Here is a 26,556-nt window from a genome sequence, read left to right on the forward strand (position 1 = left end):
GCAAACTTCTTTCTTCGAACCACCCAGACTTCCCAACAGGGTCCTCCGTGCAGCGAAGCCCTCGACTATAGCACTGTTTTGAGGGGCTCCGCAACAACCAGGCAGACAAGTGAGATCAGCGTGCCGGCGATGCCAGCGCCGCCTCCAGTGCATCGATGAACAGCGCCGCCACGTCGCAGCCGGTCTGGTCGAAGATCTCCTGGAAGCAGGTGGGGCTGGTGACGTTGATCTCGGTGACGCAGTCACCGATCACATCCACGCCGGCCAGCAGCAGGCCGCGCTCCAGCAGGATGGGGCCGAGGGCGTTGCCGATCTCCCAGTCGCGCTCGGACAGGGGCCGGGCCACGCCCTTGCCGCCGGCCGCCAGGTTGCCGCGCACTTCCGTGCCTTGGGGAATGCGCGCCAGGCAGTAAGGCACAGGCTTGCCGCCGATGATGAGCACGCGCTTGTCACCCTCGACGATCTGGGGCAGGAATTTCTGCACCATCACGCTCTCGGCACCGTCCTTGTTCAGCGTCTCGATGATGCTGCCCAGGTTCAGACCGTCCGGTCCCACGCGGAAGATGCCCATGCCGCCCATGCCGTCCAGGGGCTTCAAGATGATGTCCTTGTGCTCGGCGTGGAAGCTGCGGATGTCGGCCGGGTCGCGCGTGACCAGGGTGGGGCCGATGAACTGGGGGAATTCCATGATCGCCAGCTTCTCCGGGTGGTCGCGCAGCGCCCGGGGCTTGTTGAACACGCGCGCGCCGTCGCGCTCGGCCTGCTCCAGCATGTGGGTGGCGTAGAAGTACTCGCTGTCGAAAGGCGGGTCCTTGCGCATCAGCACCGCGCCAAAGTCGGCCAACACGGCCGTGCGCGCGGGCGCCTCGGTGTACCAGGTCTCGGGGTGGCCGGTAAGCACGATGTCTGTCACGCGTGCGGTGACCTTGCCACCACGCTGCCAGCTCACGTCCTGCGGGCCGCACACGGTGATGCTGTGGCCACGGCGCTGGGCCTCGCGCATCATGGCGAAGGTGGTGTCCTTGTAGATCTTGAAGCTGGCCAGCGGATCGGCGATGAAGAGGATTTGCATGGGCTTGGAAGATGGAGGTAATGAGAAAGGCAACACCCTGGGTCACGGTACGGCCCCTGCATATATAGAGAGATAGCCGTCAGCCGCCCTGGGCGCGCGTACGCCCGTACTGTTGCACAAATAGCGCAAGGCTGCCTGCGACCACGCCCCAGAAGGCGGAGCCCACGCCCGCCACCACCACGCCGCTGAGCGTAACCAGGAAGGTGATGAGGGCCGCCTCGCGGTGCCCGTCCTCGCGCAAGGCGGTCGCCAGACCATTGCCGATGGTGCCCAGCAAGGCCAGCCCGGCGATGGCAGCGATCAATTCCTTGGGGAAGGCGGTGAGCAGGCCGGTGATCACCGCGCCGAAGATGCCGATCACCACATAGATGGCGCCGCAGGACACGGCGGCCGCGTAGCGGCGCGCCCGGTCTTCATGCGCCTCCGGCCCCATGCACATGGCGGCCGTGATGGCGCTGAAGTTGAGGGCAAAGGCCCCGAACGGCGCCAGAACCAGGGTGACCAGGCCCGTGAGCGTGAGCAGGCGCGAGACCGGCAGCGGGTAGCCCGAGGCGCGGATCACAGCCACACCCGGCAGATTCTGCGAGGCCATGGTCACCACGAACAGGGGGATGGCCAGGCTCACCAGGGCCGCCAGGCTGAACTGCGGCGTGGTCCAGACCGGCACGGCCAGCGAGAAGTGCACGGCCGACCAGGCCATCTGCCCGCGCAGCGCCACCCAGGCAATACCCACCGCCAGCGTGAGCTCCACGGCATAGCGCGGCAGCTGGCGGCGGCCCACCAGGTAGCAACCCAGCATCAGCAGCACCAGGGGCAAGGCCGTCTGCGCTGCCGTGAAGGCCTGGATGCCGAAACGCGCCAGCACGCCTGCCAGCAGCGCGGCTGCGATCTCCATGGGGATGCGGTTCATGATGCGCTCGAACCAGCCGGTGACGCCGCACAGCGTGATCAGCACCGCGCTGACCATGAAGGCGCCGATGGCCTCTCCCATGCTGAAGCCGCCGGCCAGCCCCGCCGTGGCCAGCACGGCTGCGCCGGGTGTGGACCAGGCGACCATGACCGGCATGCGCAGGATGAGCGATGGCACCAGGGAGCACAGGCCCATGCCCAGGCCCAGCGCCCACATCCAGGAAGTGATTTGCTCCGGCGTGGCATGGAAAGCCTGGGCTGCCTGGAAGACGATGGCCACCGAGCTGGTGAAGCCCACCAGCACCGCAACGAAGCCCGCGGTGAAGGCCGACAGGCTCAGATCCTTGAAAAACTGCATGGGCGGGATTCTGCCCGTTGCACCGCGGCGGTGCACGATGGGGTCTATCGAAGCCCCGCCCCGAATCAAATCTCGATTTTGGAGCCGAGCTCCACCACCGCGTTATTCGGCAGGTGCAGGAAGTCGGCAGCACCGCTGGCGTTGTGGTGCATCTGCGCAAACAGCTTTTCGCGCCAGGGCGCCATGCCGCTGCCGATGGTGGGCACCACCGTGTCGCGTGAGAGGAAGTAGCTGGTGGTCATGGGCTCCATGCCGCAACCGCGGCCGCGCAGCTGCTCCAGCGCACGCGGCAGGTCCGGGTCGTTCTTGAAGCCGTAGTGCACCACCACCTGCCAGCAGTCGTGGCCCAGGGCATCGACCTGCAGGCGCTTGTCCATGCCGATCCAGGGCACTTCATGGCTCTTCACCGTGACGAACAGGTTCTGCTCGTGCAGCACCTTGTTGTGCTTGAGGTTGTGCAGCAGCGCGTTGGGCACGACCCCCGTCTCGGCCGTGAGGAACACGGCCGTGCCGTCCACGCGCGTGGGTGGGCTGATGAACACCGACTCCAGGAAGTCCTTGAGGTCGATGGCATCGGCGCGCAGCTTGTCGTTGACCAGGTGGCGCCCCTGCTTCCAGGTCATCATCAAGGTGAAAACGACGCCGCCGATCATCAGCGGGAACCAGCCGCCGGCAAACAGCTTGAGCAGGTTGGAAGCGAAGAAGGCCAGGTCGACCACGAAGAAGCAGCCCGTGGCCGCCACGCACAGCGCGAGCGGGTCGCCCCAGCCGTAGCGGATCACGAAGAAGGTCAGCGTGGTGGTGATCAGCATGTCCAGCGTCACGGCGATGCCATAGGCGGCCGCCAGGTTGCTCGACGAGCGGAACATCACCACCGCGAGCACGATGGCCACGAACAGGCCCCAGTTGACGAGCGGCATGTAGATCTGGCCGGTGTCGCGCACGCTGGTGTGCTGGATGTTCAGGCGCGGCAGGTAGCCGAGCTGGATGGCCTGCTTGGTCACGCTGAAGGCGCCGGTGATCAGCGCCTGCGAGGCGATCACCGTGGCCAGGGTGGCCAGCACCACCAGGGGCAGCAACGCCCAGCCGGGGGCCATCATGAAAAACGGGTTCTTCACCGCTTCGGGCTCGGCCAGCAGCAGGGCGCCCTGCCCGAAGTAGTTGAGGACCAGCGCCGGCATGGCCACGCAGAACCAGGCCAGGCGGATGGGCCGCTTGCCGAAGTGCCCGAGGTCGGCGTACAGGGCCTCGGCGCCGGTCACGCACAGCACCACGGCGCCCAGGATGATGAAGCTGGTGCCCGGGTTGGCAAACATGAAGCCGAGCGCATAGTGCGGGCTCATGGCCCAGAGGATCTCGGGGTGGGTGACGATGTGCGAAACCCCCAATACCGCCAGGGTGGCAAACCACACCAGGGTGATAGGCCCGAAAAACTTGCCGATGCCGCTGGTGCCGCGCTTTTGCACCAGAAACAGGCAGAACAGCACCACCAGGGTCAGCGGAATCACATACTGCTTGAAGTGCGGCGAAACCACCTCCAGGCCCTCCACCGCCGACAGCACCGAGATCGCCGGGGTGATGACCCCGTCGCCATAGAACAGCGAGGTACCGAAGATGCCCACGCCCAGCAGCAGGCCGCGCAGGCGGGGCTTGTCCTTCACGGCCTGGGAGGCCAGGGCCAGCATGGCGATCAGGCCGCCCTCGCCGTTGTTGTCGGCACGCAGCACCAGCACCACGTACTTGAGGGAGACGATGACCGTGAGCGTCCAGAACAGGATGGACAGGATGCCGTAGATGTTGTCCTGGGTGAAAGGCACATGGCCCGACCCGAACACCTCCTTGACCGCATACAGCACGCTGGTGCCGATATCACCGTAGACAACACCGATGGCGCCCAGCGTGAGCGCTGCGAGCGAGGATTTGGAGCTTTGCACTGACCGCACCCGGCGCACTGGGGGTCTGCCGGGGTTCCGTTACTTTTGGGAACGCTATTGTGCTCCTGTGCTGGTGCAGCAGCGCACCAGCCCGGGGCATGTTGCAGCGCAGCAACTGCCCTCTGGCGCCCCGTCTGCAGACGTGGCAGGCGGGGCCAGGGGTCCTTTCGCGGTTTTCGTCGCTTTAGGGAGAAAACCTCAGTCGTAGACTTCGGCGTCGGGGTTGGTGGCTTCGAGCTCGTAGCTGGCAGCCAGCATGGCCAGGCGTGCGACCACACCGTACATGTAGAAGCGGTTGGGCGCGCTCACACCCGGGCGCATGCCTGGCTGGGGCATGTGCGTGCTGTGCTCGAAGGCCAGGGGCACGAAGCTCGCGCCCGGGGCGTTCAGGTTCTCGTCGGTGCCGCGTTCGGCGTGCATGCGGTAGAAACCGCCGACCACGTAGCGGTCCATCATGTAGACCACGGGCTCGGCCACGGCATCATTCACGCGCTCCTGGGTGAGCACGCCTTCCTGGATGATCACGTCGTTGACCACCTGGCCATCCTTGATGATGGCCATCTTGTTGCGCGTCTTGCGGTTGATCGCGTCGAGCTCCTTGGCATCGCGCACGGTCATGATGCCCATGCCGTAGGTGCCATTGTTGGCCTTGACGATCACGAAGGGCTTTTCGTTGATGCCGTATTCCTTGTACTTGCGGCGCACCTTGGTGAGCAGCGCGTCCACATTGGTCTGCAGGTTCTCCATGCCCGCGCCTTCGGCGAAATCGACGTCGCCGCACTGGCTGAACATGGGGTTCACGAGCCATGGGTCGATGCCCAGCATCTTGCCGAAGCGCTTGGCCACTTCTTCGTAATTCTTGAAGTGGGTGCTCTTCTTGCGCACGCTCCAGCCCGCGTGCAGGGGCGGCAGCAGGTACTGCTCGTGGATGTCTTCCAGGATGCCGGGCGCGCCCGCGGTAAGGTCGTTGTTGAGCAAGATGGTGCAGGGATCGAAATCCTTGAGCCCGAGGCGGCGCTTGTTGCGCACCACGGGCTCCAGCGTCACCGTGTCACCGTTGGGCAGCTCGATCAGGGTGGGCTTCTTGATCTCGGGGCTGATGGAGCCCACACGCACGTTCAGGCCCGCCATGTTGAAGATGCGCTGCAGCTGCACCACATTCGACAGGTAGAAGGTGTTGCGCGTGTGGTTCTCGGGAATGATCAGCAGGTTGCGCGCTTCGGGGCAGATCTTCTCGATGGCGGCCATCGCGGCCTGCACGGCCAGGGGCAGCATTTCCTTGGTCAGGTTGTTCCAGCCGCCCGGGAACAGGTTGGTGTCCACTGGGGCCAGCTTGAAGCCGGCGTTGCGGATGTCCACCGAGGTGTAGAACGGCGGCGTGTGCTCCATCCACTCCAGCCGGAACCAGCGCTCGATGGCGGGCATGGAGTCGAGCACGCGCTGCTCAAGTTCGTTGATCGGCCCGGTCAGGGCCGTGATGAGGTGCGGAACCATGGAAAACCTTACGTGGAGGCGGGTCTATTGCGGTGGCGAGCCATTGTAGGGTGGGGGCGTGACCAATTGTTCGCAAGCCCGGCGGGCCGCTTTCTTTCAGCGCCGCCAGAACGAAGGGGTCAGCAAGGCCATGAAACTCAGGATTTCCAAGCGCCCGAGCAACATGGCCAGGGAGCAGACCCAGATCTGGAAATCCGTCAGGCCCGCGAAATTGGTGGCTGGGCCCACGCTCCCCAGGCCCGGTCCGGCACAGTTGACACTGGCCAGCACGGCGGAGAAAGCCGTCACCGGATCCAGATCGGTCAGCAAGAGCAGCATGCTCAGGCCGAAGACCGTGCCACCATAGACCAGCATGAAGGCCAACACGGCGAAGATCACGCGGTTGTCCACGACACCACCGCCCAGGCACAAGGGCTGCACGGCGCGCGGGTGCACCAGGCGGTTCATCTCACGGCGCGCCTGCTTGACCAGGATGAGCATGCGCACCATCTTGATGCCGCCGCCGGTCGAGCCCGCACTCGTGGCCACGCCGGAGAGCAGCAGCATGAACACCGGCGCAAACACCGGCCAGGCCAGGTAGTCCACCGTGGCGTAGCCGGTCGTGGTGGCCAGGGATATGGTGTTGAACATGCCGTGGCGCAGTGCATCGAGCGGCGCATACACCCCTTTGGCCCACAGCAGCAGCGAGATCACCAGGCCGCCGCCCACCAACGCGAACAGCGTGGCACGCAGTTCCGGGTCCCTCCAGAAACCACCCCAATGTCCCTTGCGGAAGGCCACGAAGTACAGCGCGAAATTGCAGCTGGCAACCAGCATGAAGAAGATGCAGATGGCTTCCAGCAGCGGCGACTGGAAATGTCCGAAGCTCGCGTCATAGGACGATAGTCCCCCCAGGCTCACCGTGGTGAACATGTGCATCAGGGCGTCCAGCGGCTTCATGCCGCCCAGCCAATAGGCCAAGCCGCATGCCACGGAGAACAGTGCGTACACGCCCCACAGCCCCTTGGCCGTCCCGGTCATGCGCGGCGTGAGCTTGGAATCCTTGAGTGGGCCGGCCGCCTCGGCCTTGAACAGCTGGCTGCCGCCCACGCCCAGCAGGGGCAGCACGGCCACCGCCAGGATCAGGATGCCCATGCCGCCCATCCACTGCAGGAAGGTGCGCCACACATTGAGGGACACTGGCAGCGTATCGAGCCCGGCGAGCACCGTGGAGCCGCTCGTCGTCAGGCCCGAGACCGCCTCGAAATAGGCATGCGTGAAGGACATGGACCGGCCGATGTGGTGCCCGGCCAGCAGCAGGGGAATGCACGCAAAGAGCGGCAGCGCCAGCCAGACCAGGGTCACCAGCATGACCCCGTGGCGCGGCTGCAGCTCCTGCCGGAACAGGCGCAGGCGCCACCACAGCCAGGCGCCCACCGCAAAGGTGGCGCCCATGGCCTGGGGGTAGACATGCCAGATGCCGTCGCGCGTCCACAACGACACGGCCAGCGGCAGGCCCATGGCCAGCGAGAAGATCCTCGCCAGCATGCCGAGCACGCGCAGGACGGGGAACAGGTCCACCATGGCCGCAGGCGGTCAGAAGAAGGTGGCGCTCACGCGGAAGAGCTTTTCCACGTCGCGCACCAGCCGCTTGTTGGGCAGGAAGAACACCACGTGGTCATTGCTCTCGATCACCGTGGAGCTGCGCGGGATGATGACCTCGGGCTCGCGCAGGTCCTCGGGCGCCACGTCGGGTGAATCGGGCAGGCCGCGCACGATCAGGCCCATGTGCACCTCGGCGGGCAACTGCAGCTCGCCGACCTTGCGGCCCACCACGCGCGAACTCTTGCGGTCGCCGCGGGCCACGATCTCCAGCGCCTCGGCCACGCCGCGGCGCAGGCTGTGCACGGCCTGCACATCGCCCTGGCGCACATAGGCCAACAGCTCGCCGAGCATGGCCTGCGCGGGCGACAGCGCAATGTCGATCTGCGTGCCGTGCATCAGGTCGGCATAGCTGCGCCGGTTGATGAGCGACAGCACGCGGCGCGCACCCATGCGCTTGGCCAGCAAGCAGGACATGATGTTGTTCTCGTCGTCGTCGGTGAGCGCCAGGAAGAGATCGATATCCTCGATGTTCTCGTCCCCGAGCAGGTCCTCATCGGTGGCATCGCCGTGCAGCACCAGCATGTCGGCCGGCAGCAACGCGGCCAGCTCGGTGCAGCGCTGCGCATCGCCCTCGACGATCTTGACGCGAAAGCGCCCACCCAGCTTGGCCAGCTGGCGCGCCAGGCGCAGGCCCACGCGACCGCCGCCCGCGATCATGATGCGCCGCACCGACTGCACGCCCGCGGCGCCACGCCGGTGCAGCGCCGCCAGCACGTGGGCGATGTGGCCGCTGGCCGCGAGCACGAAGACCTCGTCGCCCGGTTCGATGCGCGTGTTGCCATCGCAGGCCACGAAACGGTCGGGCTCGTCGGGAAAACGCCGGTAGATGGCAACGATGCGCACCGCCACATCGGGGGCGCCCGCGCGCAGTTCGGCAATGGTGCGGCCCACCATGGGCGCCCCGAGCCGCGCGCGCACCGAGGCCAGGCAGGCCCGGCCGCCGGCGAACTCGCGCACCTGCATGGCCTCGGGGTATTCGATGAGCTTGCCGATGTAGCGCGTGAGCGATTCCTCGGGGCAGATGATGCGGTCCACCGCAAAGCCCTCGGGGCCCAGCAGCCGCTCGTCGTTGTCGAAGCCCGTGGAGCGCACGCGCGCGATGCGCGTGGGCACGCTGAACAGCACCTGCGCGATCTTGCAGCACACCAGGTTGGTTTCGTCCTGTGCGGCGCAGGCGATCAGCAGGTCGGTGTCGTGCGCGCCGGCCTCGGCCAGCACTGCGGGGTCGATGCCGCTGCCCACCACGCCGCGCAGGTCGAAGCGCGACTCCAGGTCGCGCAGGCGCTCGGCATCGGTGTCGATGACGGTGATGTCGTTGCGCTCGGAGACCAAGCTCTCGGCCACGCTGTGGCCGACACGGCCGGCACCCAGGATGATGATTTTCACGGGGAGATAGTCGGTGGGGATGGCGTGCGCGTCAAGCCGGCCGCCATGCGGCCAGCGCCATCAGCCGCGCACCTCGCCTTCGCCCAACACCACGTACTTGAGCGAGGTCAAACCTTCGATGCCCACAGGGCCACGGGCATGGAACTTGTCGGTGCTGATGCCGATCTCGGCCCCCAGCCCGTACTCGAAGCCGTCGGCAAAGCGCGTGCTGGCATTGACCATGACGCTGGCCGAATCCACCTCGCGCAGGAAGCGTTGGGCATGCACATGGTCGGTGGTGAGGATGGCGTCGGTATGGTGCGACGAGTAGTGGTTGATGTGGGCGATGGCCTCGTCCACGCCGGCCACCAGCTTGATGCTGATGATGGGCGCAAGGTATTCCTCGGACCAGTCCTGCTCGGTGGCGTCCACCAGTTTCGCGCCGGCCACCGGGGCCAGCAGCGCGCGGCTTTCGGGGCACACGCGCATCTCCACGCCCTTGGCGGCATAGACGGCGCCGATCAGGGGCAGGAAATCGGCCGCCACGCCGCGCGCGACCAGCAGGCCCTCGCTGGCATTGCAGGGGCTGTACTTCTGGGTCTTGGCGTTGTCGGCCACCTTGACGGCCATGGCCACATCGCAGGGGTCGTCCACATAGGTGTGGCAGTTGCCGTCCAGGTGCTTGATCACGGGCACCTTGGCATCGCGGCTGATGCGCTCGATCAGGCCTTTGCCGCCGCGCGGGATGATCACGTCCACGAACTGCGGCATGGCGATGAGCTGGCCCACGGCCTCGCGGTCGGTGGTCTGCACCAGCTGCACCGCGTCCTCGGGCAAACCGGCCTCGGCCAGCGCCAGCTGCACCAGGCGCGCCAGGGCCTTGTTGGAGTCGATGGCCTCCGAGCCGCCGCGCAGGATGCAGGCATTGCCGCTCTTGATGGACAGGCTGGCGGCCTCGATGGTCACGTTGGGCCGGCTCTCGTAGATCATGCCGAACACGCCGATGGGCACGCGCATCTGGCCCACGCGTATGCCGCTGGGCTGCTGCTTCATGCCGATGATCTCGCCGATCACATCGGCCATGGCGGCCAGTTGCTCGCAGCCTTCGGCGCAGGTTTCGAGCACCTTGGGGGTGAGCTTGAGCCGGTCGACCAGGGGCTCGGCCAGGCCGGCGGCACGGGCACGCTCCAGGTCGCGGGCATTGTCCACCTGCAGTGCGGCGGTGTGCTCGCGCAGCAGGCGCGCCAGGGCGCGCAGCGCCTTGTTCTTGATGGCGGCGGGCGCCTTCGCCATGAGGGCGGAGGCGGCCTTGGCCTGGGATCCGAGGGTGTGCGTGTATTCAGCCACGTTGAGCGCGTTCATGGCCCCGATTCTCGCAGAAGCGCCCTCCCCCTGCGCGCCAGGGGGAGCGCATGGGGGGCCATGGGCCGATGCGCGTACCCAAGCCCCTGCGCAGCCCTCAGTTCAGCGTGTGCACGACCTTGTAACGGCCTGCCCTGATCATCTCCGCCGCGGCCGAGGCATCGTCGCCCACGCCGTAGCCCACCACCAGTTGCACGCCCTCCAGCCCGCTGAAGTTCAGGCCCGAGGCAATGCGCACCGGCACCGTGCGCGGCAGCGGACCACCCAGGTACGCCGGAATGGCCCCACCAGTGTAGACAGACCATCCATTCGGCCCGAGGAAGAGCGCGGTCGAGCCGGCCAGCGCGGCCACGTAGACCCGGCCCGTCTTGCCGCGGTGCAGCGGAGAGACCGTGGCGCCCACGTCCACCGTCACATTGCTCAGCGGGCCGGTCTGCCCGCCGGCAAAGGTGCCGCTGGCCTCGCCCACCCGGCCGGCATCAAAGGCTGCGCCATTGCCACCCATCACGCGCACCGGGGCCGTGGTCTTGTCGGTGCCGCCCAGGTTGGTGCCCTTGCCCCAGATCCAGACGCTGCCGTCGGTGCCGATGGCGCCCGAGATGGCCGAGCCTGCGGCCGCGGCGACCACAGGCGGCAGGCCTGCAATACGGGCGATCTTGGGCACTTCGGTGCTGGGGTTCACCAGGGTGCCGTCGCCCAGTTGGCCGGCAGCATTGACGCCGCAGGCGTGCACGGCACCGTCGGCATCGACGAACAGGGTGTGGCCATCGCCCGGCTCGATCTGCTGGATGCGCGACAGGCCCGCGATGGGGGAGATGTCGATCAGGGCGAAGCCGCCATTCTGGATGCCCTTTTGGCCGCAGTAGGTGGCGTTGGTCGATGCCTGGCCCCAGACGGCGACGCTGCCGTCGCCCTTCAAGGCGTAGTACTGGCCCGCGATGTTCATGGAAGTGGCAGCCACGGCCTGCACGCTGCCCAGGGCGTCGATCACGACGGGCGCGGTGGCGGTGCCGGCCACGGGTGCCAGGGCCTTGTTGCCGTTGGAGCCCCAGGCCAGGACTTTGCCGTCCTGGCGCAGGGCCAGGGCGGCCGCGTCGGAGGCGCTCACGGCGATGGCGCCCTGGGCGCCGGCCACCAGGCGGGGCACGGGGTTGCCGCCGGGGCTGGTCTGGCCGGTGCCCAGCAGGGCGCTGCTGTTGCTGCCCCAGGCGTAGACCTGGCCGGCCGCATCGGTGGCAAAGGCAGCCGCAGTATCGGTGCCGGCGTTGATGCTCACGATGTTGGACAGGCCATTGATCTGCACAGGCACGCTGGTGCCGTTGCCTCCGGTGCGCCCGCCCGAGTTGTCGCCCCAGGCCCAGACCGTGCCGTCGGCCTTCAGGGCCAGCGAGAAGGAGCCGCGCGCCACCACCTGCACCACATTCTGCAGCGTGGGGATCTGGGTGGGCGTGGTGCGCGTGGCGGTGCTGCCCAGGCCCAGCTGGCCGCTGCCGCCGTAGCCCCAGGCCCAGACCGTGCCGTCGGCGCGCAGCACCAGGGCGTGGTCGTAGCCCATGGAGATGGCCGGCTGCACCGCATGCGCGGCGCCCGCCAGGAACGTGGAGCACAGCGCCATGGCGCCCAGGGCTGCAACGGTACGCACGGACTTGTTCTTCATCAGATGTTTCATCGGGTCTCTCAGTGAATCGGTATATATAGATAGAAATCACAAACAGGTAGATCGTTCAGAACCCATGGAGGGCTCCATGAACCAGCGGTGTGCGCCGTGCCACCATCTTTGTGATGCATGGCTGCGAACCGCCTGGCCGCGAGTCTGACGGCGGCCGGCTTTGCAAACAATGGTGTGCGGCGCAGGCCGGCGGGCCTGGCGTGAACTTGTGCACGAAGCCGGCGCGCAAAAGCGCACGACCGTGCGGCTGTCGAACCGCCCGGGCCTTTCGCGGATACTTGGGGCATGTCCGCCGAACACGACCAACTCACCACATTGCAAGGCGCCCTGGCGCGTTTCAGCGACGGCGCAGCCAGTGCTGCGACCCTGAGCAGCCTGGCGCGGGAACAGACGCAGCTGCTGTCAGCCCTGCCGCCGCGCTACAGCGAGGTGCTGCTGAACCTGCTGGACCGGCTCGAATCGAGCGCGCTGTTCTCCGAGGAGAGCTGCTCCTTCAGCCAGAAGGACCTGGTGGCCAATCTGCAGATGTGGGTGGACAAGGCCCGGGGCGTACTGGAAAGCCGCTGAACGCGGCCGGGTTCAGCGCGCCGCGCTGGTCAAACGGCACAGCTGCAGCGCCAGGCGCTGCAGGGCCTGCCAGCCGTCGGTGGGCCAGTCGGGCACCTTCAGGCCCTTGACGATGCCGTCCACCGTGTGCGCCGACTGCAGCAGGCGCGCCAGCGCGGCGTCGCTGGCCTTGGGCAGGATGCGCTCGAACAAGCGCTCCTTGGGGCCCCAGATGCGGTTTTCGCGCAGCGCCATGGGCAGCGGGCGCCCGGCGTTCATCGCGTCCTTCACGCGCTTGAGGGCCCGGATGTCTTCGGCCAGGGCCCAGTGCACCAGCACCTCGGCCTCGCCCTCGGCCTGCAGGCCGTCGAGCATGCGCTGCACGCGCCCGGTGTGGCCGGCCAGCACCGATTCGGAGAGCTTAAACACGTCGTAGCGCGCCACATTGAGCACGGCGGCCTCGACCTGGGCCTGCGTGAGCTCTCCGGGCGGGTGCAGCAGGGCGAGCTTCTGGATCTCCTGGTGGGCCGCGAGCAGATTGCCCTCAACCCGGTCGGCAAAGAACTGCAGCGTGCGCTGGCCCTCCTCGCCTGCCACCACGCGCTGGCCCTGGGTGGCCAGGCGCTGGGCGATCCACTGCGGCAGCAGTCCGCGCTCGATGGGGTCGCTCTGGATCGAACACCCGTTGCCTTCCAGCGCCGCAAACCACGCCCCTGCGCGCGTGGCCTTGTCCAGGCGCGGCAGCATCACCAGCGTCAACGTGCTGTCGTTGCCCCGGGCCGATTCGGCGATCTGCTGCAGCGCCACGCTACCGTCCTTGCCGGGCTTGCCCGAAGGGATGCGGACCTCCACGATCTGCTTGTCGGCAAACAGGCTCAGCGAACCGCCTGCCGCCAGCACGGCGCTCCAGTCAAAGTGGGCGCCCGCTACCGTATAGGAGCTGCGCTCGGTATAGCCCTGGCTGCGCGCCGTGGCGCGGATGGCGTCGGCTGCCTCCTGCTGCAGCAGCGCTTCGTCGCCATGCAGCACATACAGCGGCGACAGGCCCTTTTGAAGGTGGGAAGAGAGTTGGGCCAGGGCGACTTGCATGGTGCAAAGTCTATCGCCCCTGCGGCATCGGCCGGGCTTCGCGGCAATGCGCAGGACTTCGCAACCCACAAAATGCCAATGCAATGGAACAAAGTGATCAATCCATGGCAAGAATTGCACAGGCCTCTGGCTTTGCATTGCGCGTCCACGCACCCACAATAACGCCCTGCCCGCGCTGCGGCGCTACCCGTGCCGCAGCAGCCCTCTTTCACCCCCACAAAGGCTTTTTCGCATGACCTCCTCCCCCGCACCGCTGCTGGCCGCCAGCCTGATCGGCGCCCCCACCGACATAGGCGCTGGCGCGCGGGGCGCATCCATGGGCCCCGAAGCCCTGCGCGTGGCAGGGCTGCAGGCGGCCCTGGAAAGGCACAGCCTGCAGGTGGTGGACCGGGGCAACCTGAACGGCCCGGCCAACCCCTGGCAGCCGCCGGTCGACGGCTACCGCCACCTGCCCGAGGTGGTGCAGTGGAACCAGCTGGTGTTCGATGCGGTGTACGCCGAGCTGCAGCAGGGGCGCCTGCCCATCCTGCTGGGCGGCGATCACTGCCTGGGCCTGGGCAGCATCAGCGCCGTGGCGCGCCATTGCGCCGAGACCGGCAAGAAGCTGCGCGTGCTCTGGCTCGACGCCCATGCCGACTTCAACACCAGCGCTTTGACCCCCAGCGGCAATGTGCACGGCATGCCGGTGGCCTGCCTGTGCGGCCTGGGGCCGGTGGAGCTGACGGGCCTGGCCGGCATGCCTGGCGGCGGCCCGGCGCTCATGCCGCAGCAGGTGCGCCAGATCGGCATCCGCAGTGTGGATGCGGGCGAGAAGCGCCTGGTGCACGAGCAGGGGCTGGAGGTGTTCGACATGCGCGCCATCGACGAGATCGGCATGCGCCAGGCCATGCAGCAAGCCCTGGCCGGCATGGACGAGGACACCCACCTGCACGTGAGCTTCGACGTGGACTTCCTCGACCCCGGCATTGCGCCCGGCGTGGGCACCACCGTGCCCGGCGGCCCCACCTACCGCGAAGCCCAGCTGTGCATGGAGATGATTGCCGACAGCGGCCGCCTGGCCTCGCTCGACATCATGGAGCTGAACCCGGCCCTGGACGTGCGCAACCAGACGGCCGAGGTGGCCGTTGACCTGGTGGAATCACTCTTCGGCAAGAGCACCCTGATGCGGATACCGCCGCTGAAATGAGGGCTTCGGCTTCTCGGTGGCGCCGCATGCGCGCAACACCCGAAACTGGCGCGCCCGATGCCAGAGCCCCCGTGCAAGGGCCGCCCCGCCGCACCGGGCGCGTCCCCCTGGGGGGATGGCGCGAAGCGCCTCAGGGGGCTACCTTTTCACGACCGCCAGACGCCGCAGCAGCTGCTGCACGATGTCGGTCTGCATGTTGCGGTACAGCAGCGCCTCTTCGGCCTCCTTGGCCAGGGCGATGGTTTCGTTGTAGCTGATGTCGCGCTGCTGCAGCAGTTCGGTCTCGGGGATCAGCTCGCTGCCGTTGGAGCCGCGCACGCGGAACTTCACGCGCAGTCGCAGTTGCAGTTCGCGCACCTGGCCCGAGGCGGTCTGCCCGACGTCGATGCGCTCGCGCTGCTCGGACAGCAGCTCCAGCCCGACCTGGGCCTTGGGCAGGTCCACGGGGTCGCGCAGCACGGTGAGCTTGGTGCCCGAACCTTCCAGCGTGCGCTGCAGCTCACGCGCCAGCGTGGAAGCGTTGGGCGCTGCGATGAACAGCACGTCGAACGAGAACTCGGGCACGCCGCGCAGGCGGAACCCGCAGGCCGTGAGCAAGAGCGCGGCAGGCGCCAGCGTGAGCAGGGTGCGCTTGTGCATCATGTTCACACCACCACGTTCACCAGGCGCCCGGGCACCACGATCACGCGCTTGGGCGCGGCACCGGCGGCCTGGGCGGTGAAAGCCTCGCTGGCCAGCGCGATGCGCTCGATTTCGGCCTTGTCGGCCTGGGCCGGCACGAGGATGGAGCCACGCAGCTTGCCATTGACCTGGAGCATGAGCTCGATCTCGTCCTGCACCAGGGCACCGGGGTCCACCTGGGGCCAGGGTGCATCGAGCAGTTCGCCCAGGGCACTGGCATAGCCCAGGCTGCTCCACAGCGCATGGGCGATGTGGGGCGTGGCCGGGTACAGGCTGCGCAGCAGGATGCCGAAGCCCTCGATCAGCGCCACCTGGGCACCGGCCGAGTCGGTGGCCTTGAAGTCTTCGAGCGCGTTGATCATCTTCATCGCGCCCGAGACCACGGTGTTGTACTGCATGCGCTGGTAGTCGTAGTCCACCTGCTTGAGCACGGTATGGATCTCCAGGCGCAGGGCCTTGGCCTCCTTGCCGAACTGCACGTCCGCCAGGCTCGCGGCCCCGGCCACGCTGGCCAGCGCCGCTTCGCGGTCAATGGCGGCGAGCTTGAAGCCGAAGTTCCATACCCGGCGAAGGAAGCGGTAGCTGCCTTCGACGGCGGCGTCGTTCCACTCCAGCGTGGCTTCGGGCGGGGCCGTGAACATGGTGTACAGGCGAGCCGTGTCGGCACCGTATTTCTCGATCAGGTCCTGGGGGTCGACACCATTGTTCTTGGACTTGGACATGGTACCCACGCCCTCGTAGTCGATGGCCGTGCCCACAGGCAGGTCGCCAACCGCATTGACGAGCCTGGCGCCAATGATCTTGCCCGCCTCGTCGTGCACATGCTCGACGTCATGGGGCCAGAAATACTCCTTGCCCCCCTTGTCGGTGCGGCGCGAGTAGATGTGGTTGAGCACCATGCCCTGGGTGAGCAGCTTGGTGAACGGCTCGTCCACCTTGACCAGCCCCAGGTCGCGCATGACCTTGGTCCAGAAGCGTGCGTATAGCAAGTGCAGGATGGCGTGCTCGATGCCGCCGATGTACTGGTCCATGCCGCTGCCGCCCGCAGCCGCCTGCTGGTCCCGCATCCAGTAGGCCGTGCCGTCGGCCACCATGGCATCGTTGTTCTTCGGGTCGCAGTACCGCATGAAATACCACGAGCTGTCCACGAAGGTGTCCATGGTGTCGGTCTCGCGCCGTGCGGCCTTGCCGCAGACCGGGCACGTCACGCCAGCGTGGAAGCCCTCGTGCTTGTGCAGCGGGTTGCCCGAGCCGTCGGGCACGCAATCGGTGGGCAGCACCACCGGCAGGTCCTTCTCGGGCACGGGCACGGCGCCGTGCTCTTCGCAGTGGATGATGGGGATGGGGGTGCCCCAGTAGCGCTGGCGCGACACACCCCAGTCGCGCAGGCGCCAGGTGGTCTTGGTCTCGCCCAGGCCCTTGGCCTGCAGCGCGTGGGCCACAGCGGCCACGGCCTCCTTGTAGCCCATGCCGCTGAAGCTGTCGGAGTTGATGGTCACGCCGCGCTGCTTGTCGCCGTACCAGTCGTTCCACTGGTGGTAGTTGAAGTGCTCACCATCGACCAGCACCACCTGCTTGATCTCCAGGTCGTACTTGAGGGCGAAGGCGAAGTCGCGCTCGTCGTGCGCGGGTACACCCATCACGGCGCCGTCGCCATAGCCCATGAGCACGTAGTTGCCCACCCACACCGGGATCTGCTCTTCGGTGATGGGGTGGGTCACGAACAGGCCCGTGGGCACGCCCTTCTTTTCCTGCGTGGCGAGTTCGGCCTCGGTGGTGCCGCCGCTCTTGCATTCCTCGATGAACGCCGCCACGGCCGGGTTGCTGCGCGCGGCATGGGCCGCGAGCGGGTGCTCGGGCGCCACAGCGCAGAAGGTCACGCCCATGATGGTGTCGGCACGCGTGGTGAAGACGTACATGCGGCCATCGCCGATGGCCTTGCCGTCATCACCCTTGATGTCGTGCAGGAAGGCGAAGCGCACGCCCTCGCTCTTGCCGATCCAGTTCTCCTGCATCAACTTGACGCGCTCGGGCCAGCCGGGCAGCTTGTCGCCGGTCACGAAGTCCAGCAGTTCTTCGGCGTATTCGGTGATCTTCAGGTAGTAGCCGGGGATCTCGCGCTTTTCCACCGTGGCGCCGGTGCGCCAGCCCTTGCCGTCGATGACCTGCTCATTGGCCAGCACGGTCTGGTCCACCGGGTCCCAGTTCACGACCTGGGTCTTGCGGTAGGCGATGCCCTTTTCCAGCATCTTCAGGAACAGCCACTGGTTCCAGCGGTAGTACTCGGGGTCGCAGGTGGCGACTTCACGCGACCAGTCGATCGCCAGGCCCATGGCCTGCATCTGCTTCTTCATGTACGCGATGTTCTCGTACGTCCACTTGGCAGGGGGCACGCCGTTCTTGAGCGCCGCGTTCTCGGCCGGCAGGCCGAAGGCGTCCCAGCCCATGGGCATGAGCACGTTGTGGCCGTTCATGCGCAGGTAGCGCGTGAGCATGTCGTTGATGGTGTAGTTGCGCACATGGCCCATGTGCAGCTTGCCGCTGGGGTAAGGCAGCATCGAGCAGGCGTAGAACTTCTTCTTGTTCGCGTCTTCGACCACGCGGTAGGCATCGCGGGCGGTCCAGTGGTCTTGCGCGGCGCGCTCAACCTCTTGGGGAGAGTATTTATCTTGCATGGAGGCTCGGGTCAGTAGGGTGCAGCCACAGGACTGCGCTGCGCGGATTTTAGGCTGTCGGGCGCACCACGCAGTGCGCTCGCCCGGCCGGCCAGGTTTCAGGGGGCTCTCGGGGACGTTGCGGCGGCCTGCGGCTCGGCCACGAAGCCGATGCGCTGCAGGCCGGCGGCGTGGGCCGCACCCATGACCTCGACGATGCGGCCATAGGGCACGGCGGCGTCGGCACGCAATTGCACTTCGGTGTCGGGCGCCGTGGCGCCGATGCGCTGCTGGCGCTCGGCCAGTGCGGCCTGTGCCAGCGGCTGGTCGTCCAGGAAAGCCTGGCCGGTGCGGTCCACCACCAGCGTCACCGCCTTGGCGGGCGCGCCGGAGGCCGTGCCGTCTGCGCGCGGCAGGTCCAGCCGGATGGAGCTGGCCATGAGGGGCGCCGTGAGGATGAAGATCACCACCAGCACCAGCATCACGTCGACCAGCGGCGTCATGTTGATGTCGCTCATGGGCTGGGAGCCCGGGGTGCGCTCCAGCCTGCCGAAGCTCATTCGGCCACCTTGCCCACGGGGGCGGCCCCGTGCGCCATGTCGGTACGCAACTCGCGCAAGTCCCGGGCGAACCCTTCCAGATCGGCCTCGATGCGCCCGATGAGCCGTCCGCAGACGTTGTAGGCCAACACGGCTGGGATGGCCACGGCCAGGCCGGCGGCGGTCATGACCAGGGCCTCGCCCACCGGGCCGGCCACGCGGTCGATGGTGATCTGCCCAGCACCCGCCATGGCCGAGAGCGCATGGTAGATGCCCCAGACGGTGCCCAGCAGGCCCACGCAAGGGGCGGTGGAACCCACGGTGGCCAGCAGCACCTGGCCGAACTGCAGGCGGCCCAGCACCGCGTGCAGGGCGTCACGCAGCACGCGCGTGAGGCGCTGGGACAGGCTGCCCATGGAGGCCAGGGCGGCGGGAGATGCCTGGTCGGCCACGGTGTTGACGGCCGCCACCATGGGCCACACCAGTTGCAGGCGGTCAAACGATTGCAGGCGTTGCGCGGCCTCGGGCAGCGACGGCGCCTGCCAGACGGCGGCCACGCAGCGCGCCACGTCGGCGCTGGCACGGCGCAGCAGGCGCAGCTTCCAGACGATCACCACCCAGCTGGCGACGGACATGCCCAAGAGCAGCAGGGCCGTGCCCTGCGTCACCGCATCGCCCTGCCGCCACCAGTGGAATGCATCCATGCGCCGGGCGGGACTCAGTTCAGGCCCAGCACGGCGAACATGTCGTGCAGGCCGGTCTTGTGCGCTGCCAGGTAGCGCACGGCGCGCAGGCTGCCCTGGGCGTAGGTGGTGCGGCTGCTGGACTTGTGCGTGATCTCGATGCGCTCGCCGACGCCCGCGAACAGCACCGTGTGGTCCCCCACGATGTCGCCCCCACGGATGGCGGCAAAGCCGATGCTGGACGGATCGCGCTCGCCAGTGATGCCTTCGCGGGCGTAGACGGCGCATTCCTTGAGGTCGCGGCCCATGGCCTCGGCAATGACCTCGCCCATCTTGAGCGCGGTGCCCGAAGGCGCATCCACCTTGTGGCGGTGGTTGGCTTCGATGATCTCGATGTCGTAGCCGGTGGCCATGGCCTTGGCGGCCATTTCCAGCAGCTTGAGCGTGACGTTGACGCCCACGCTCATGTTGGGCGCCATGACCACGGCCGTGCGCTGCGCCAGGGCGGCGATCTCGGCCTTCTGCTCGTCGGAGAAGCCGGTGGTGCCGATGACCATCTTCACGCCCAGCTCGGCGCACACCGCCAGATGGGCCAGCGTGCCCTCGGGACGGGTGAAGTCGATCAGGACGTCGGCGTTCTGCAGGCCGGCATTGATGTCCGAGGTGATGGCCACGCCGCTGGCATGGCCGAGGAAGGCGGTGGCGTCCGAACCGATGCCGGGGCTGGCGGCCACGTCAAGTGCGCCAGCGAGCACGCAGTCATCGGTGGCGTGCACGGCCTCGATGAGCATGCGGCCCATGCGGCCCGATGCGCCGGCAATGGCCACGCGCACGGGGTTGGAGGCTGTCGATGTATTCCCTGCCATGTGTTTCTCTGGGTTCGCTGGTGGTGGTCCGCAGACCAGTGACAATGAAAAAAGCCCCCCCGCGGGGGCTGCGGCTGCCGCCAGCTCAGCGTCCGGGGGCTTCGAGCGGCGGGTAGCGGGTGGGTGCCATTTCCTGCGGGGCGGCGTCGGCGGCCTTCTCGGCAGGCGTTTCGGCCTTGCGGGCGGGGTACCGCGACAACTGGTCCTCGGTGGCTTCCAGCACAGGCACCTTGCCCTTCTTGCCGGTACGGCCGCCGTCCAGGGAGGCGACGAACTCGGTCTCCGAAGGCATTTCGTCGCCCTCCGAGCGGGCCAGCACGTCGCCCTCGAAGAACACTGTGAGCTTGCGGGTCTGCAGTTCGGCCGAAGGTTTCTTTAGGGTGAAGACGTACTCCCAGCGGTTGGCGTGGAACAGGCTGGTCACCAGGGGGGTGCCCAGGATTTCACGCACCTGCTGGCGGCTCATGCCGGGCTTCAAGGCCTCGACCTGCTCGCGCGAGACGAAATTGCCTTGCACGACATCGATCTTGTAGGGCGTGACCACGCTGGCCACGCGGCGGCTGGCGCTGTCCAGGCTGCTGCACCCCGCCAGGGTACCGGCGGCGGCACCCACCAACAGGATCCAGCCCAGGCGGGCATTGATACGGGCTTTGACTGGCATGGGGGAAAGGGCTGAGGATATGATCAAACCATTGTAGCGGCAGCCTCCTGCCCCCTACTGATCCCGGGACACCGGCAACCAGGACCCATCCATGACCAACATCGACGAACTCAAAAGCACCGGCCTCAAGGCGACCCTGCCGCGCCTGAAGATCATGGAGATCTTCCAGAAGGGCTCGCAGCGCCACATGACGGCCGAAGACGTGTTCCGTGTGCTGCTCGAAGAGCGCTCGGACATCGGCCTGGCCACGGTGTACCGCGTGCTCACGCAGTTCGAGCAGGCGGGCATCCTGATCCGCAGCAATTTCGAGAGCGGCAAGGCGGTGTACGAGCTCAACGAGGGGCAGCACCACGACCACTTCGTCTGCACGTCCTGCGGCAAGGTGGAAGAGTTCTACGACCCCGAGATCGAAAAGCGCCAGCAGATCGTGGCCAAGGCCAAGGGCTGGCTGGTGCAGGACCACACCATGGCGCTCTACGGCCAGTGCGCCGACTGTGCCAGCAAGAACGCCTGAGCCCCCAAGACCTCAGCCGCCGGTGTCGCGCTCCATGGCGCGGCGGTGGCGCTCGACGAACTCCTGGTAGGTGTCGATGCCGCGCAGCTGCAGGATGGTATTGCGCACGGCCGCCTCGACCAGCACGGCGATGTTGCGGCCAGCCACCACCTGGATCACCACCTTGAGCACGGGCACGCCCAGCACGTCCTGGGTGAGCGGCTCGTAGGGCAGGCGCTCGTAGTCGCGCTCCAGGGTCTCCTTGCGCACCAGGTGCACGATGTGCTTCAGGCGCATTTTGCGGCGCACGGCCGTCTCGCCAAAGATTGCGCGGATGTCCAGGAGGCCGATGCCGCGCACTTCCAGCAGGTTCTGCAGCAGCTCGGGGCACTTGCCCTCGATGGTGGTCTGGTTGATGCGGAACAGGTCCACCGCGTCGTCGGCCACCAGGCCGTTGCCGCGCGAGATCAGCTCCAGGCCGAGCTCGCTCTTGCCCAGGCCCGATTCGCCGGTGATCATCACGCCCAGGCCCAGGATGTCCATGAACACGCCGTGCATCGTGGTGCGGTCGGCGAAGTGCTTGGACAGGTAGGCCCGCAGCACGTCGATCACGAAGGCCGACGACTCGTGCGTGGAGAACATCGGGATCTGCGCACGCTCGCACATGGAGACCAGCGCATCGGGCGCGGTCTGGTTGTCGGCGAGCACCAGCACCGGCGGCTCCAGCGTCACGATGCGGGCGATGCGGCGCTTGCAGTCGTCGGGCGAGGCATTGCTCAGGTAGGCGATCTCGCGCTCGCCCAGGATCTGTACCCGGTAGGGGTGGATGTAGTTGAGGTAGCCGACCAGGTCGGCACCCGAGCGGGCGGAGCGCACGGCCACTTCGTCGAAGCGGCGCTCGGAGGCACCGAGGCCCGCGACCCATTCCCATTTCAGGGCGCTGCGGAACTCCTCGAACAGGACGTCGGCGCTGACAACATTGGGCTTCACGGCGGGCTGCGGGGGGGTGAGCGCGGTGCCGTGGGGCTCAGGCTGCCTGGGTGGACTGCCAGCCGGCAATCATGCCGTGCAGTTCGGCCGCGTCGGTGCTGGCCTTGAGCTTTTCGCGCAGCACCGAGTCGCTCAGCAGCTCGGCAATCTCCGACAGGATCTCCAGGTGCTTCTGGGTCGCCGCTTCGGGCACCAGCAGAAAGATCAGGAGCGCCACCGGCATTTCATCAGGGGCATCGAAGCCTATGGGGTGGGCGAGCTGGAACACTGCCGCCATGGGGGCCTTGAGGCCCTTGATGCGGCCGTGCGGGATGGCCACGCCATGGCCCAGCCCCGTGGAGCCCAGGCGTTCGCGCGCGAACAGGCTGTCGGTGATCAGGGCACGCGAGAGCCCGTGCTGGCTCTCGAACAGCAGACCCGCCTCTTCAAAAGCACGCTTCTTGCTGGTGGAGTCCACGCTCACAAGCACTTGGGCGGGAGGCAGGATGGAGGCGAGTCGGTTCATGGTCAGAGGTAACAATTATGCACATATTGGCAAAAACCCTGAGCAATTTACAAGGGGCCACAAAAAAACCGCCTCCAGGGGCGGTTGCTGTGGGCCGCAATGCAACGCTCAGGCGTGCATTTCGCGCTTGGCAGCTTCGTGGTGGTGGTCCTGCAGGCGGTCCTTGTGGCGCACCACCTGGCGGTCCATCTTGTCCACGAGTTCATCCACGGCAGCATACAGGTCGGAGTGGGAACTTTCGGCAAACAGGTCGTTGCCCTTCACATGGATGTTGCATTCCGCTCGCTGGCGCTTTTCCTTTTCCTTTTGCTTCTCTACTGTCAGCAGCACCTTGACGTCCACTACCTGGTCGAAATGCCGATTGATCCGGTCCAGCTTGGTCGTCACATAACTGCGCAGGGCTGGGGTAACTTCGAGGTGGTGACCGCTGATCGTCAAGTTCATAAATAAGTCTCCTGTGGCTCACTGTGGAACGAATGGCCGCCCTTGATCAGAGTTGCGGCCTGGCGAACTTGGATGCATCCATCGACGGGTTCACTATGCGCCCGCTGTCACCGAAATGCAATCCCATACCGCCCCCGCCTGCTGGGTTATGCCGCCCGAGGTGCCAGCGGCCCGAAAAGGGCGCACAATGGCTGAGTCGGCAGGTCAGGCCTTCCCTGCAGTCCCTGGCGCTGCCCCATGCAGCACCAGCCGCCCCACCACCACGATGGACAGCACGCTGGCCACGGTGCCGACCACGGCGGCCATCCAGTAGCCCTGCACCAGCCCTTGGGCGTCGCGGCTGATCAGCACGCCCCCCACCAGCGATGCCACGCCCATGGCCGCCGACTGCACCGAGGCATTGAGCGTCATGAAGGTACCGCGCAGCTGCGGGTTGGCGGCCGAGGTGATGAGGGCCATGCCCGGGATCATGCGCCCGCTCATGAAGGCGAACATCAGTGTGGACACCGTGAGCACCGCCCACAGCGGCACGCCATGCACCGTGGTGATGGCGAGCAGGCACGGCCCCACGGCCAGGGCCAGCCAGCGGAATGTGCGCACCTTGCCGCGCGCATCCGTCAGGCGCCCGAACAGGCGCGCGGTGAACAGGGTCACCACCCCGCCGCACAGGTAGATCATCGGCACCTCGTCGGTGCGCACGCCGGCATTGGCCTGCATGTAGATCGTGATGTAGGGGATCACCGTGAAACCGGTGGACATCAGCAGGCCCGAGAACACAAAGGCGCGCCGGTGGTTGGAGTCCCTGAGCACTTCGGCAATGCCGCCCAATGCCGTGCGCTGCTGGCCTGCCGCCAGGTGGGCATCCATCGTCGGCAGCGTGCGTGCGGCAAACACCAGCAGCACCACGCACATGGCGGCAATCGCGAAGAACGGCATGTGCCAGCCGCCATGTTCGGCCAGCACCAGCCCCAGCGGCACGCCGGCCACCGTGGACACCGAGAACGAGGTCATCACGATGCCCATGGCCCGCCCGCGCCGCTCGAAGGGCACCACGTCAGCCACCACCGTCTGGCACAGGGCCGAGAGCACGCCACCAAACATGCCGGCCAGCACCCGGGCCACCATCAGCGTGGCATAGGTGGGCGCCAGGCCGCAGGCCAGCGTGGCCAGGCCGAACAGCGCGTAAAGCACCAGCAGCAGGCGCTTGCGGCCGAAGCGGTCGATGTAGGTCGAGGCCAGCAGGCCCGAGGCTCCCGCGGAGAGGGTATAGGCCGAGACCAGCAGGCCGAACTGTGCGTCCGTGATCGAGAAGATGCGCGTGAGCTGCGGACCCAACGGCATCATGATCATGAAGTCCAGGATGTGGGTGAACTGCACGCCCGCCAGGGTCAGAAGCAGCCACAATTCGCGGCGGGGAGAAAGCGGATGGGAGGTGGGCACAGGGGATTGCCGGCAAGGGCAGGGGGAAGGCGAACCCGGCAGTGTGCCGCCCCTTGGGGCACGCCACAAGCCCTTGCCGCACCTTGCCCGCCGCCCCGGCGCGTAAAATCGGCTTGCTGTACAGAGAACGTGGCCGCGCGGGTGCGCGCCCTCCCCTTCCCCGGGCCTGCAGCGGACATCGACTGCCCCACACCGACACCATGACCCAGCCCAGCTCCAACGCCCTGCACACCTCTGCCCTGACCTCGCTGCCCCTGCTGGCACGCGGCAAGGTGCGCGACAACTACGCCGTGGGCGACGACCGCATCCTGATGGTGGCCAGCGACCGCCTCTCGGCCTTCGACGTGATCATGGGCGAACCCATCCCCGGCAAGGGCGAGTTGCTCACGCAGATGGCGCTGTTCTGGTTCGACAAGCTCGGCCATATCTGCCCCAACCACCTGACGGGCGACGCCCCCGAGAGCGTGGTGACGCCCGCAGAAGCCGAGCAGATTCGCGGCCGTTCGATGCTGGTGCAGCGCCTCAAACCCATCCCGGTCGAGGCCGTGGTGCGCGGCTACCTGGCCGGCAGCGGCTGGAAGGAATACCAGGAATCGCGCTCGGTCTGTGGCGTGCCGCTGCCCGAGGGCCTGACCAATGCGGCCAAGCTGCCGGCACCCATCTACACGCCGGCCGCCAAGGCCGCAGCGGGCGAGCACGACGAGAACATCAGCTTCGAGCGCACGGTGGAGATGATCGGCCTGCCCCTGGCCACGCAGATCCGCGACCTGAGCATCGCCATCTACCAGGCCGCCGCCGAGATCGCGCTCACCAAGGGCATGATCATTGCCGACACGAAATTCGAATTTGGCCTGGCGCCCGACGGCACCCTGGTGCTGATGGACGAAGTGCTAACGCCCGACAGCTCGCGCTACTGGCCCGTGGAAGGCTACGAAGCCGCGCTGGCCGCCGGCCAGAACCCGCCAAGCTACGACAAACAGTTCGTGCGCGACTGGCTAGAGCAGGCCCAGGTCAACGGCAGGCCCTGGGACAAGACGCCCCCCTCGCCACGCCTGCCGCGCGAAGTGATCGAGAAAACCGCGGCGAAATACCGCGAGGCCTTGGAACGCCTCGTCGGCTGAGCGCACGCACTCCGGCAATGAAAAAGGCTCCCGAGGGAGCCTTTTTGCATGGTGGACGCCGATCAGCTGAGCACGACGCTCGACAGGCGGCGGCGGTAGGTCGCGACGACCGGATCATCGGGCGGAATCTGGCCGTCGGCCACCTTGGCCTTGGGCGGCTCGATGATCTCCAGGATGGCGACGTAGGTCTTGCGCGCCACCTCGTCGCCCCAGGCCTTGTCGCGCATGAGGATCTCCAGCAGCTCGTCCATGGCATCGGTCCAGCGCTGCTCGGTGATGAGCCAGCGCGCCTGGGCCAGGCGGGCGTCGAAATCGCGCTTGTTGGCGGCGATCCTGGCCTCGAAGGCGGCGGCGTCGCCAGCGCCTTCGGTGGTGGCGACGGTGTCGATGGCGTCCATCCAGACCTTGAGCGCGGCGATCTTGCGCGAGTTCGGTGCCTTGGCGATCACCGGGGCAAATGCCACCTTGGCGTCATCGTCGCGGCCCAGTTGCAGCAAGAGCTTGACGTAGTCGAAGCGTGCATCGTCGTTGCCCGGGTCGGTGGCCACGGCGTGCTGCAGCTTCTCCAGCGCGGTCTCGGTGTCGCCGCCGGCCAGCGCATCCTGGGCTTCCTCCTCCTGTTCCTCGGCTTCCAGGGCTTCGGCCGTGGGCACGTGCTTGTCGAGGAATTCGCGCACCTTGCCCTCGGGCAGTGCACCCATGAAGCCGTCCACGGGCTGGCCGTTCATGAGCAGCACGCAGGTCGGAATGCTGCGGATGCCGAACATGCCGGCCAGCTGCTGCTCCTGGTCGGAATCGATCTTGGCGAGGCGGAAACGGCCCTCGTATTCGGTCTCGAGCTTTTCCAGCAC

24 protein-coding genes are annotated in these 26,556 nt (G+C 67.1%); 4 read left to right on the plus strand and 20 right to left on the minus strand.

Going from position 1 to position 26,556, the window contains the following annotated elements; genetic code table 11:
• Nucleotides 1-115 precede the first annotated feature (115 nt).
• The 8 genes from gshB to ACK59X_RS25655 form a co-directional block, all read right to left on the minus strand.
• Nucleotides 116-1,072, minus strand: a complete 957-nt coding sequence (gshB, locus tag ACK59X_RS25620; RefSeq protein ID WP_409961264.1) for a glutathione synthase — start codon at nucleotides 1,070-1,072, stop codon at nucleotides 116-118.
• Between the two features lie 79 nt (nucleotides 1,073-1,151).
• Nucleotides 1,152-2,339, minus strand: a complete 1,188-nt coding sequence (locus ACK59X_RS25625) for a benzoate/H(+) symporter BenE family transporter (RefSeq protein ID WP_409961265.1) — start codon at nucleotides 2,337-2,339, stop codon at nucleotides 1,152-1,154.
• Nucleotides 2,340-2,404: 65 nt separating this feature from the next.
• Nucleotides 2,405-4,273, minus strand: coding sequence for a potassium transporter Kup (locus ACK59X_RS25630; RefSeq protein ID WP_409961267.1), 1,869 nt, complete (start codon nucleotides 4,271-4,273; stop codon nucleotides 2,405-2,407).
• A 198-nt stretch (nucleotides 4,274-4,471) separates the two neighbouring features.
• Nucleotides 4,472-5,767 (minus strand): glutamate--cysteine ligase, encoded by a 1,296-nt coding sequence (gshA, locus tag ACK59X_RS25635; protein ID WP_409961269.1) that lies wholly within the window; start codon nucleotides 5,765-5,767, stop codon nucleotides 4,472-4,474.
• 96 nt (nucleotides 5,768-5,863) lie between these two features.
• Nucleotides 5,864-7,330: a TrkH family potassium uptake protein gene (locus tag ACK59X_RS25640; protein WP_409961271.1), complete on the minus strand. Its 1,467-nt coding sequence runs from the start codon at nucleotides 7,328-7,330 to the stop codon at nucleotides 5,864-5,866.
• Between the two features lie 12 nt (nucleotides 7,331-7,342).
• Nucleotides 7,343-8,797 carry a Trk system potassium transporter TrkA gene (gene trkA, locus ACK59X_RS25645; protein ID WP_409961273.1) on the minus strand — a complete coding sequence of 485 codons (1,455 nt, stop codon included), beginning with the start codon at nucleotides 8,795-8,797 and terminating at the stop codon, nucleotides 7,343-7,345.
• Nucleotides 8,798-8,857: 60 nt separating this feature from the next.
• A complete protein-coding gene (locus ACK59X_RS25650) occupies nucleotides 8,858-10,138 on the minus strand; it encodes a glutamate-5-semialdehyde dehydrogenase (RefSeq protein ID WP_409961274.1) in 1,281 nt (426 codons plus the stop codon).
• Nucleotides 10,139-10,235: 97 nt separating this feature from the next.
• Nucleotides 10,236-11,807, minus strand: coding sequence for a hypothetical protein (locus ACK59X_RS25655; RefSeq protein ID WP_409961275.1), 1,572 nt, complete (start codon nucleotides 11,805-11,807; stop codon nucleotides 10,236-10,238).
• Between the two features lie 285 nt (nucleotides 11,808-12,092).
• Here ACK59X_RS25655 and ACK59X_RS25660 point away from each other — a divergent pair, with 285 nt between their 5' ends.
• Entirely contained in the window at nucleotides 12,093-12,374 is a 282-nt protein-coding gene (locus ACK59X_RS25660) for a hypothetical protein (RefSeq protein WP_409961277.1), read from the plus strand.
• 12 nt (nucleotides 12,375-12,386) lie between these two features.
• Here the strand turns inward: ACK59X_RS25660 and holA are convergent, their stop codons facing one another.
• Nucleotides 12,387-13,442 (minus strand): DNA polymerase III subunit delta, encoded by a 1,056-nt coding sequence (gene holA, locus ACK59X_RS25665; RefSeq protein ID WP_409961279.1) that lies wholly within the window; start codon nucleotides 13,440-13,442, stop codon nucleotides 12,387-12,389.
• Nucleotides 13,443-13,674: 232 nt separating this feature from the next.
• On the opposite strand from holA, the gene rocF reads away from it, so the two are divergent.
• The gene (gene rocF, locus ACK59X_RS25670; RefSeq protein ID WP_409961281.1) at nucleotides 13,675-14,628 is read left to right on the plus strand and encodes an arginase; all 954 of its coding nucleotides are present in this window, start codon (nucleotides 13,675-13,677) and stop codon (nucleotides 14,626-14,628) included.
• Nucleotides 14,629-14,766: 138 nt separating this feature from the next.
• Here rocF and lptE read toward each other — a convergent pair whose 3' ends face one another.
• From lptE to ACK59X_RS25700, 6 genes are all read right to left on the minus strand, one after another.
• On the minus strand, nucleotides 14,767-15,267 hold the full coding sequence (gene lptE, locus ACK59X_RS25675; RefSeq protein WP_409961283.1) for an LPS assembly lipoprotein LptE: 501 nt from the start codon (nucleotides 15,265-15,267) through the stop codon (nucleotides 14,767-14,769).
• Between the two features lie 5 nt (nucleotides 15,268-15,272).
• Nucleotides 15,273-17,984, minus strand: a complete 2,712-nt coding sequence (leuS, locus tag ACK59X_RS25680) for a leucine--tRNA ligase (RefSeq protein ID WP_409961284.1) — start codon at nucleotides 17,982-17,984, stop codon at nucleotides 15,273-15,275.
• A gap of 98 nt (nucleotides 17,985-18,082) precedes the next feature.
• Nucleotides 18,083-18,523 (minus strand): ExbD/TolR family protein, encoded by a 441-nt coding sequence (locus ACK59X_RS25685; RefSeq protein WP_409961286.1) that lies wholly within the window; start codon nucleotides 18,521-18,523, stop codon nucleotides 18,083-18,085.
• Nucleotides 18,520-19,206: a MotA/TolQ/ExbB proton channel family protein gene (locus ACK59X_RS25690; RefSeq protein WP_409961288.1), complete on the minus strand. Its 687-nt coding sequence runs from the start codon at nucleotides 19,204-19,206 to the stop codon at nucleotides 18,520-18,522. The genes ACK59X_RS25685 and ACK59X_RS25690 overlap by 4 nt, the downstream gene beginning before the upstream one ends.
• A 14-nt stretch (nucleotides 19,207-19,220) precedes the next feature.
• A complete protein-coding gene (gene dapB / locus ACK59X_RS25695) occupies nucleotides 19,221-20,051 on the minus strand; it encodes a 4-hydroxy-tetrahydrodipicolinate reductase (protein ID WP_409961290.1) in 831 nt (276 codons plus the stop codon).
• Nucleotides 20,052-20,136: 85 nt separating this feature from the next.
• Nucleotides 20,137-20,712: an outer membrane protein assembly factor BamE gene (locus ACK59X_RS25700; RefSeq protein WP_409961292.1), complete on the minus strand. Its 576-nt coding sequence runs from the start codon at nucleotides 20,710-20,712 to the stop codon at nucleotides 20,137-20,139.
• Between the two features lie 91 nt (nucleotides 20,713-20,803).
• Between ACK59X_RS25700 and fur the strand changes: the two genes are divergently transcribed.
• Nucleotides 20,804-21,226 carry a ferric iron uptake transcriptional regulator gene (gene fur / locus ACK59X_RS25705; protein ID WP_409961294.1) on the plus strand — a complete coding sequence of 141 codons (423 nt, stop codon included), beginning with the start codon at nucleotides 20,804-20,806 and terminating at the stop codon, nucleotides 21,224-21,226.
• A 12-nt stretch (nucleotides 21,227-21,238) separates the two neighbouring features.
• Here fur and hprK read toward each other — a convergent pair whose 3' ends face one another.
• From hprK to ACK59X_RS25725, 4 genes are all read right to left on the minus strand, one after another.
• Complete coding sequence (hprK, locus tag ACK59X_RS25710) at nucleotides 21,239-22,195, minus strand: HPr(Ser) kinase/phosphatase (RefSeq protein WP_409961296.1); 957 nt, start codon at nucleotides 22,193-22,195, stop codon at nucleotides 21,239-21,241.
• A gap of 37 nt (nucleotides 22,196-22,232) precedes the next feature.
• On the minus strand, nucleotides 22,233-22,700 hold the full coding sequence (locus tag ACK59X_RS25715) for a PTS sugar transporter subunit IIA (protein WP_007857534.1): 468 nt from the start codon (nucleotides 22,698-22,700) through the stop codon (nucleotides 22,233-22,235).
• Between the two features lie 108 nt (nucleotides 22,701-22,808).
• The gene (gene hpf, locus ACK59X_RS25720) at nucleotides 22,809-23,144 is read right to left on the minus strand and encodes a ribosome hibernation-promoting factor, HPF/YfiA family (protein ID WP_007857535.1); all 336 of its coding nucleotides are present in this window, start codon (nucleotides 23,142-23,144) and stop codon (nucleotides 22,809-22,811) included.
• A gap of 204 nt (nucleotides 23,145-23,348) precedes the next feature.
• Complete coding sequence (locus ACK59X_RS25725; RefSeq protein WP_409961298.1) at nucleotides 23,349-24,584, minus strand: MFS transporter; 1,236 nt, start codon at nucleotides 24,582-24,584, stop codon at nucleotides 23,349-23,351.
• Between the two features lie 200 nt (nucleotides 24,585-24,784).
• On the opposite strand from ACK59X_RS25725, the gene ACK59X_RS25730 reads away from it, so the two are divergent.
• Nucleotides 24,785-25,705 (plus strand): phosphoribosylaminoimidazolesuccinocarboxamide synthase, encoded by a 921-nt coding sequence (locus ACK59X_RS25730; RefSeq protein WP_409961299.1) that lies wholly within the window; start codon nucleotides 24,785-24,787, stop codon nucleotides 25,703-25,705.
• 62 nt (nucleotides 25,706-25,767) lie between these two features.
• On the opposite strand, the gene ACK59X_RS25735 is transcribed toward ACK59X_RS25730, so the two are convergent.
• Nucleotides 25,768-26,556, minus strand: a 789-nt coding sequence (locus tag ACK59X_RS25735) for a tetratricopeptide repeat protein (RefSeq protein WP_409961301.1), incomplete at its 5' end; no start/stop codon positions are given.

The sequence above is a fragment of the Acidovorax sp. genome, from assembly GCF_046339755.1.
Taxonomy (GTDB): Bacteria; Pseudomonadota; Gammaproteobacteria; order Burkholderiales; family Burkholderiaceae_C; genus Acidovorax.

Coding starts and splice junctions, on each gene's coding strand:
- gshB (WP_409961264.1), bottom strand. CDS start 1,072: ATGCAAATCCTCTTCATCGCCGATCCGCTGGCCAGCTTCAAGATCTAC.
- ACK59X_RS25625 (WP_409961265.1), bottom strand. CDS start 2,339: ATGCAGTTTTTCAAGGATCTGAGCCTGTCGGCCTTCACCGCGGGCTTC.
- gshA (WP_409961269.1), bottom strand. CDS start 5,767: ATGGTTCCGCACCTCATCACGGCCCTGACCGGGCCGATCAACGAACTT.
- ACK59X_RS25640 (WP_409961271.1), bottom strand. CDS start 7,330: ATGGTGGACCTGTTCCCCGTCCTGCGCGTGCTCGGCATGCTGGCGAGG.
- ACK59X_RS25650 (WP_409961274.1), bottom strand. CDS start 10,138: ATGAACGCGCTCAACGTGGCTGAATACACGCACACCCTCGGATCCCAG.
- ACK59X_RS25655 (WP_409961275.1), bottom strand. CDS start 11,807: ATGAAACATCTGATGAAGAACAAGTCCGTGCGTACCGTTGCAGCCCTG.
- ACK59X_RS25660 (WP_409961277.1), top strand. CDS start 12,093: ATGTCCGCCGAACACGACCAACTCACCACATTGCAAGGCGCCCTGGCG.
- holA (WP_409961279.1), bottom strand. CDS start 13,442: ATGCAAGTCGCCCTGGCCCAACTCTCTTCCCACCTTCAAAAGGGCCTG.
- rocF (WP_409961281.1), top strand. CDS start 13,675: ATGACCTCCTCCCCCGCACCGCTGCTGGCCGCCAGCCTGATCGGCGCC.
- lptE (WP_409961283.1), bottom strand. CDS start 15,267: ATGCACAAGCGCACCCTGCTCACGCTGGCGCCTGCCGCGCTCTTGCTC.
- leuS (WP_409961284.1), bottom strand. CDS start 17,984: ATGCAAGATAAATACTCTCCCCAAGAGGTTGAGCGCGCCGCGCAAGAC.
- ACK59X_RS25685 (WP_409961286.1), bottom strand. CDS start 18,523: ATGAGCTTCGGCAGGCTGGAGCGCACCCCGGGCTCCCAGCCCATGAGC.
- ACK59X_RS25690 (WP_409961288.1), bottom strand. CDS start 19,206: ATGGATGCATTCCACTGGTGGCGGCAGGGCGATGCGGTGACGCAGGGC.
- dapB (WP_409961290.1), bottom strand. CDS start 20,051: ATGGCAGGGAATACATCGACAGCCTCCAACCCCGTGCGCGTGGCCATT.
- ACK59X_RS25700 (WP_409961292.1), bottom strand. CDS start 20,712: ATGCCAGTCAAAGCCCGTATCAATGCCCGCCTGGGCTGGATCCTGTTG.
- fur (WP_409961294.1), top strand. CDS start 20,804: ATGACCAACATCGACGAACTCAAAAGCACCGGCCTCAAGGCGACCCTG.
- ACK59X_RS25715 (WP_007857534.1), bottom strand. CDS start 22,700: ATGAACCGACTCGCCTCCATCCTGCCTCCCGCCCAAGTGCTTGTGAGC.
- hpf (WP_007857535.1), bottom strand. CDS start 23,144: ATGAACTTGACGATCAGCGGTCACCACCTCGAAGTTACCCCAGCCCTG.
- ACK59X_RS25730 (WP_409961299.1), top strand. CDS start 24,785: ATGACCCAGCCCAGCTCCAACGCCCTGCACACCTCTGCCCTGACCTCG.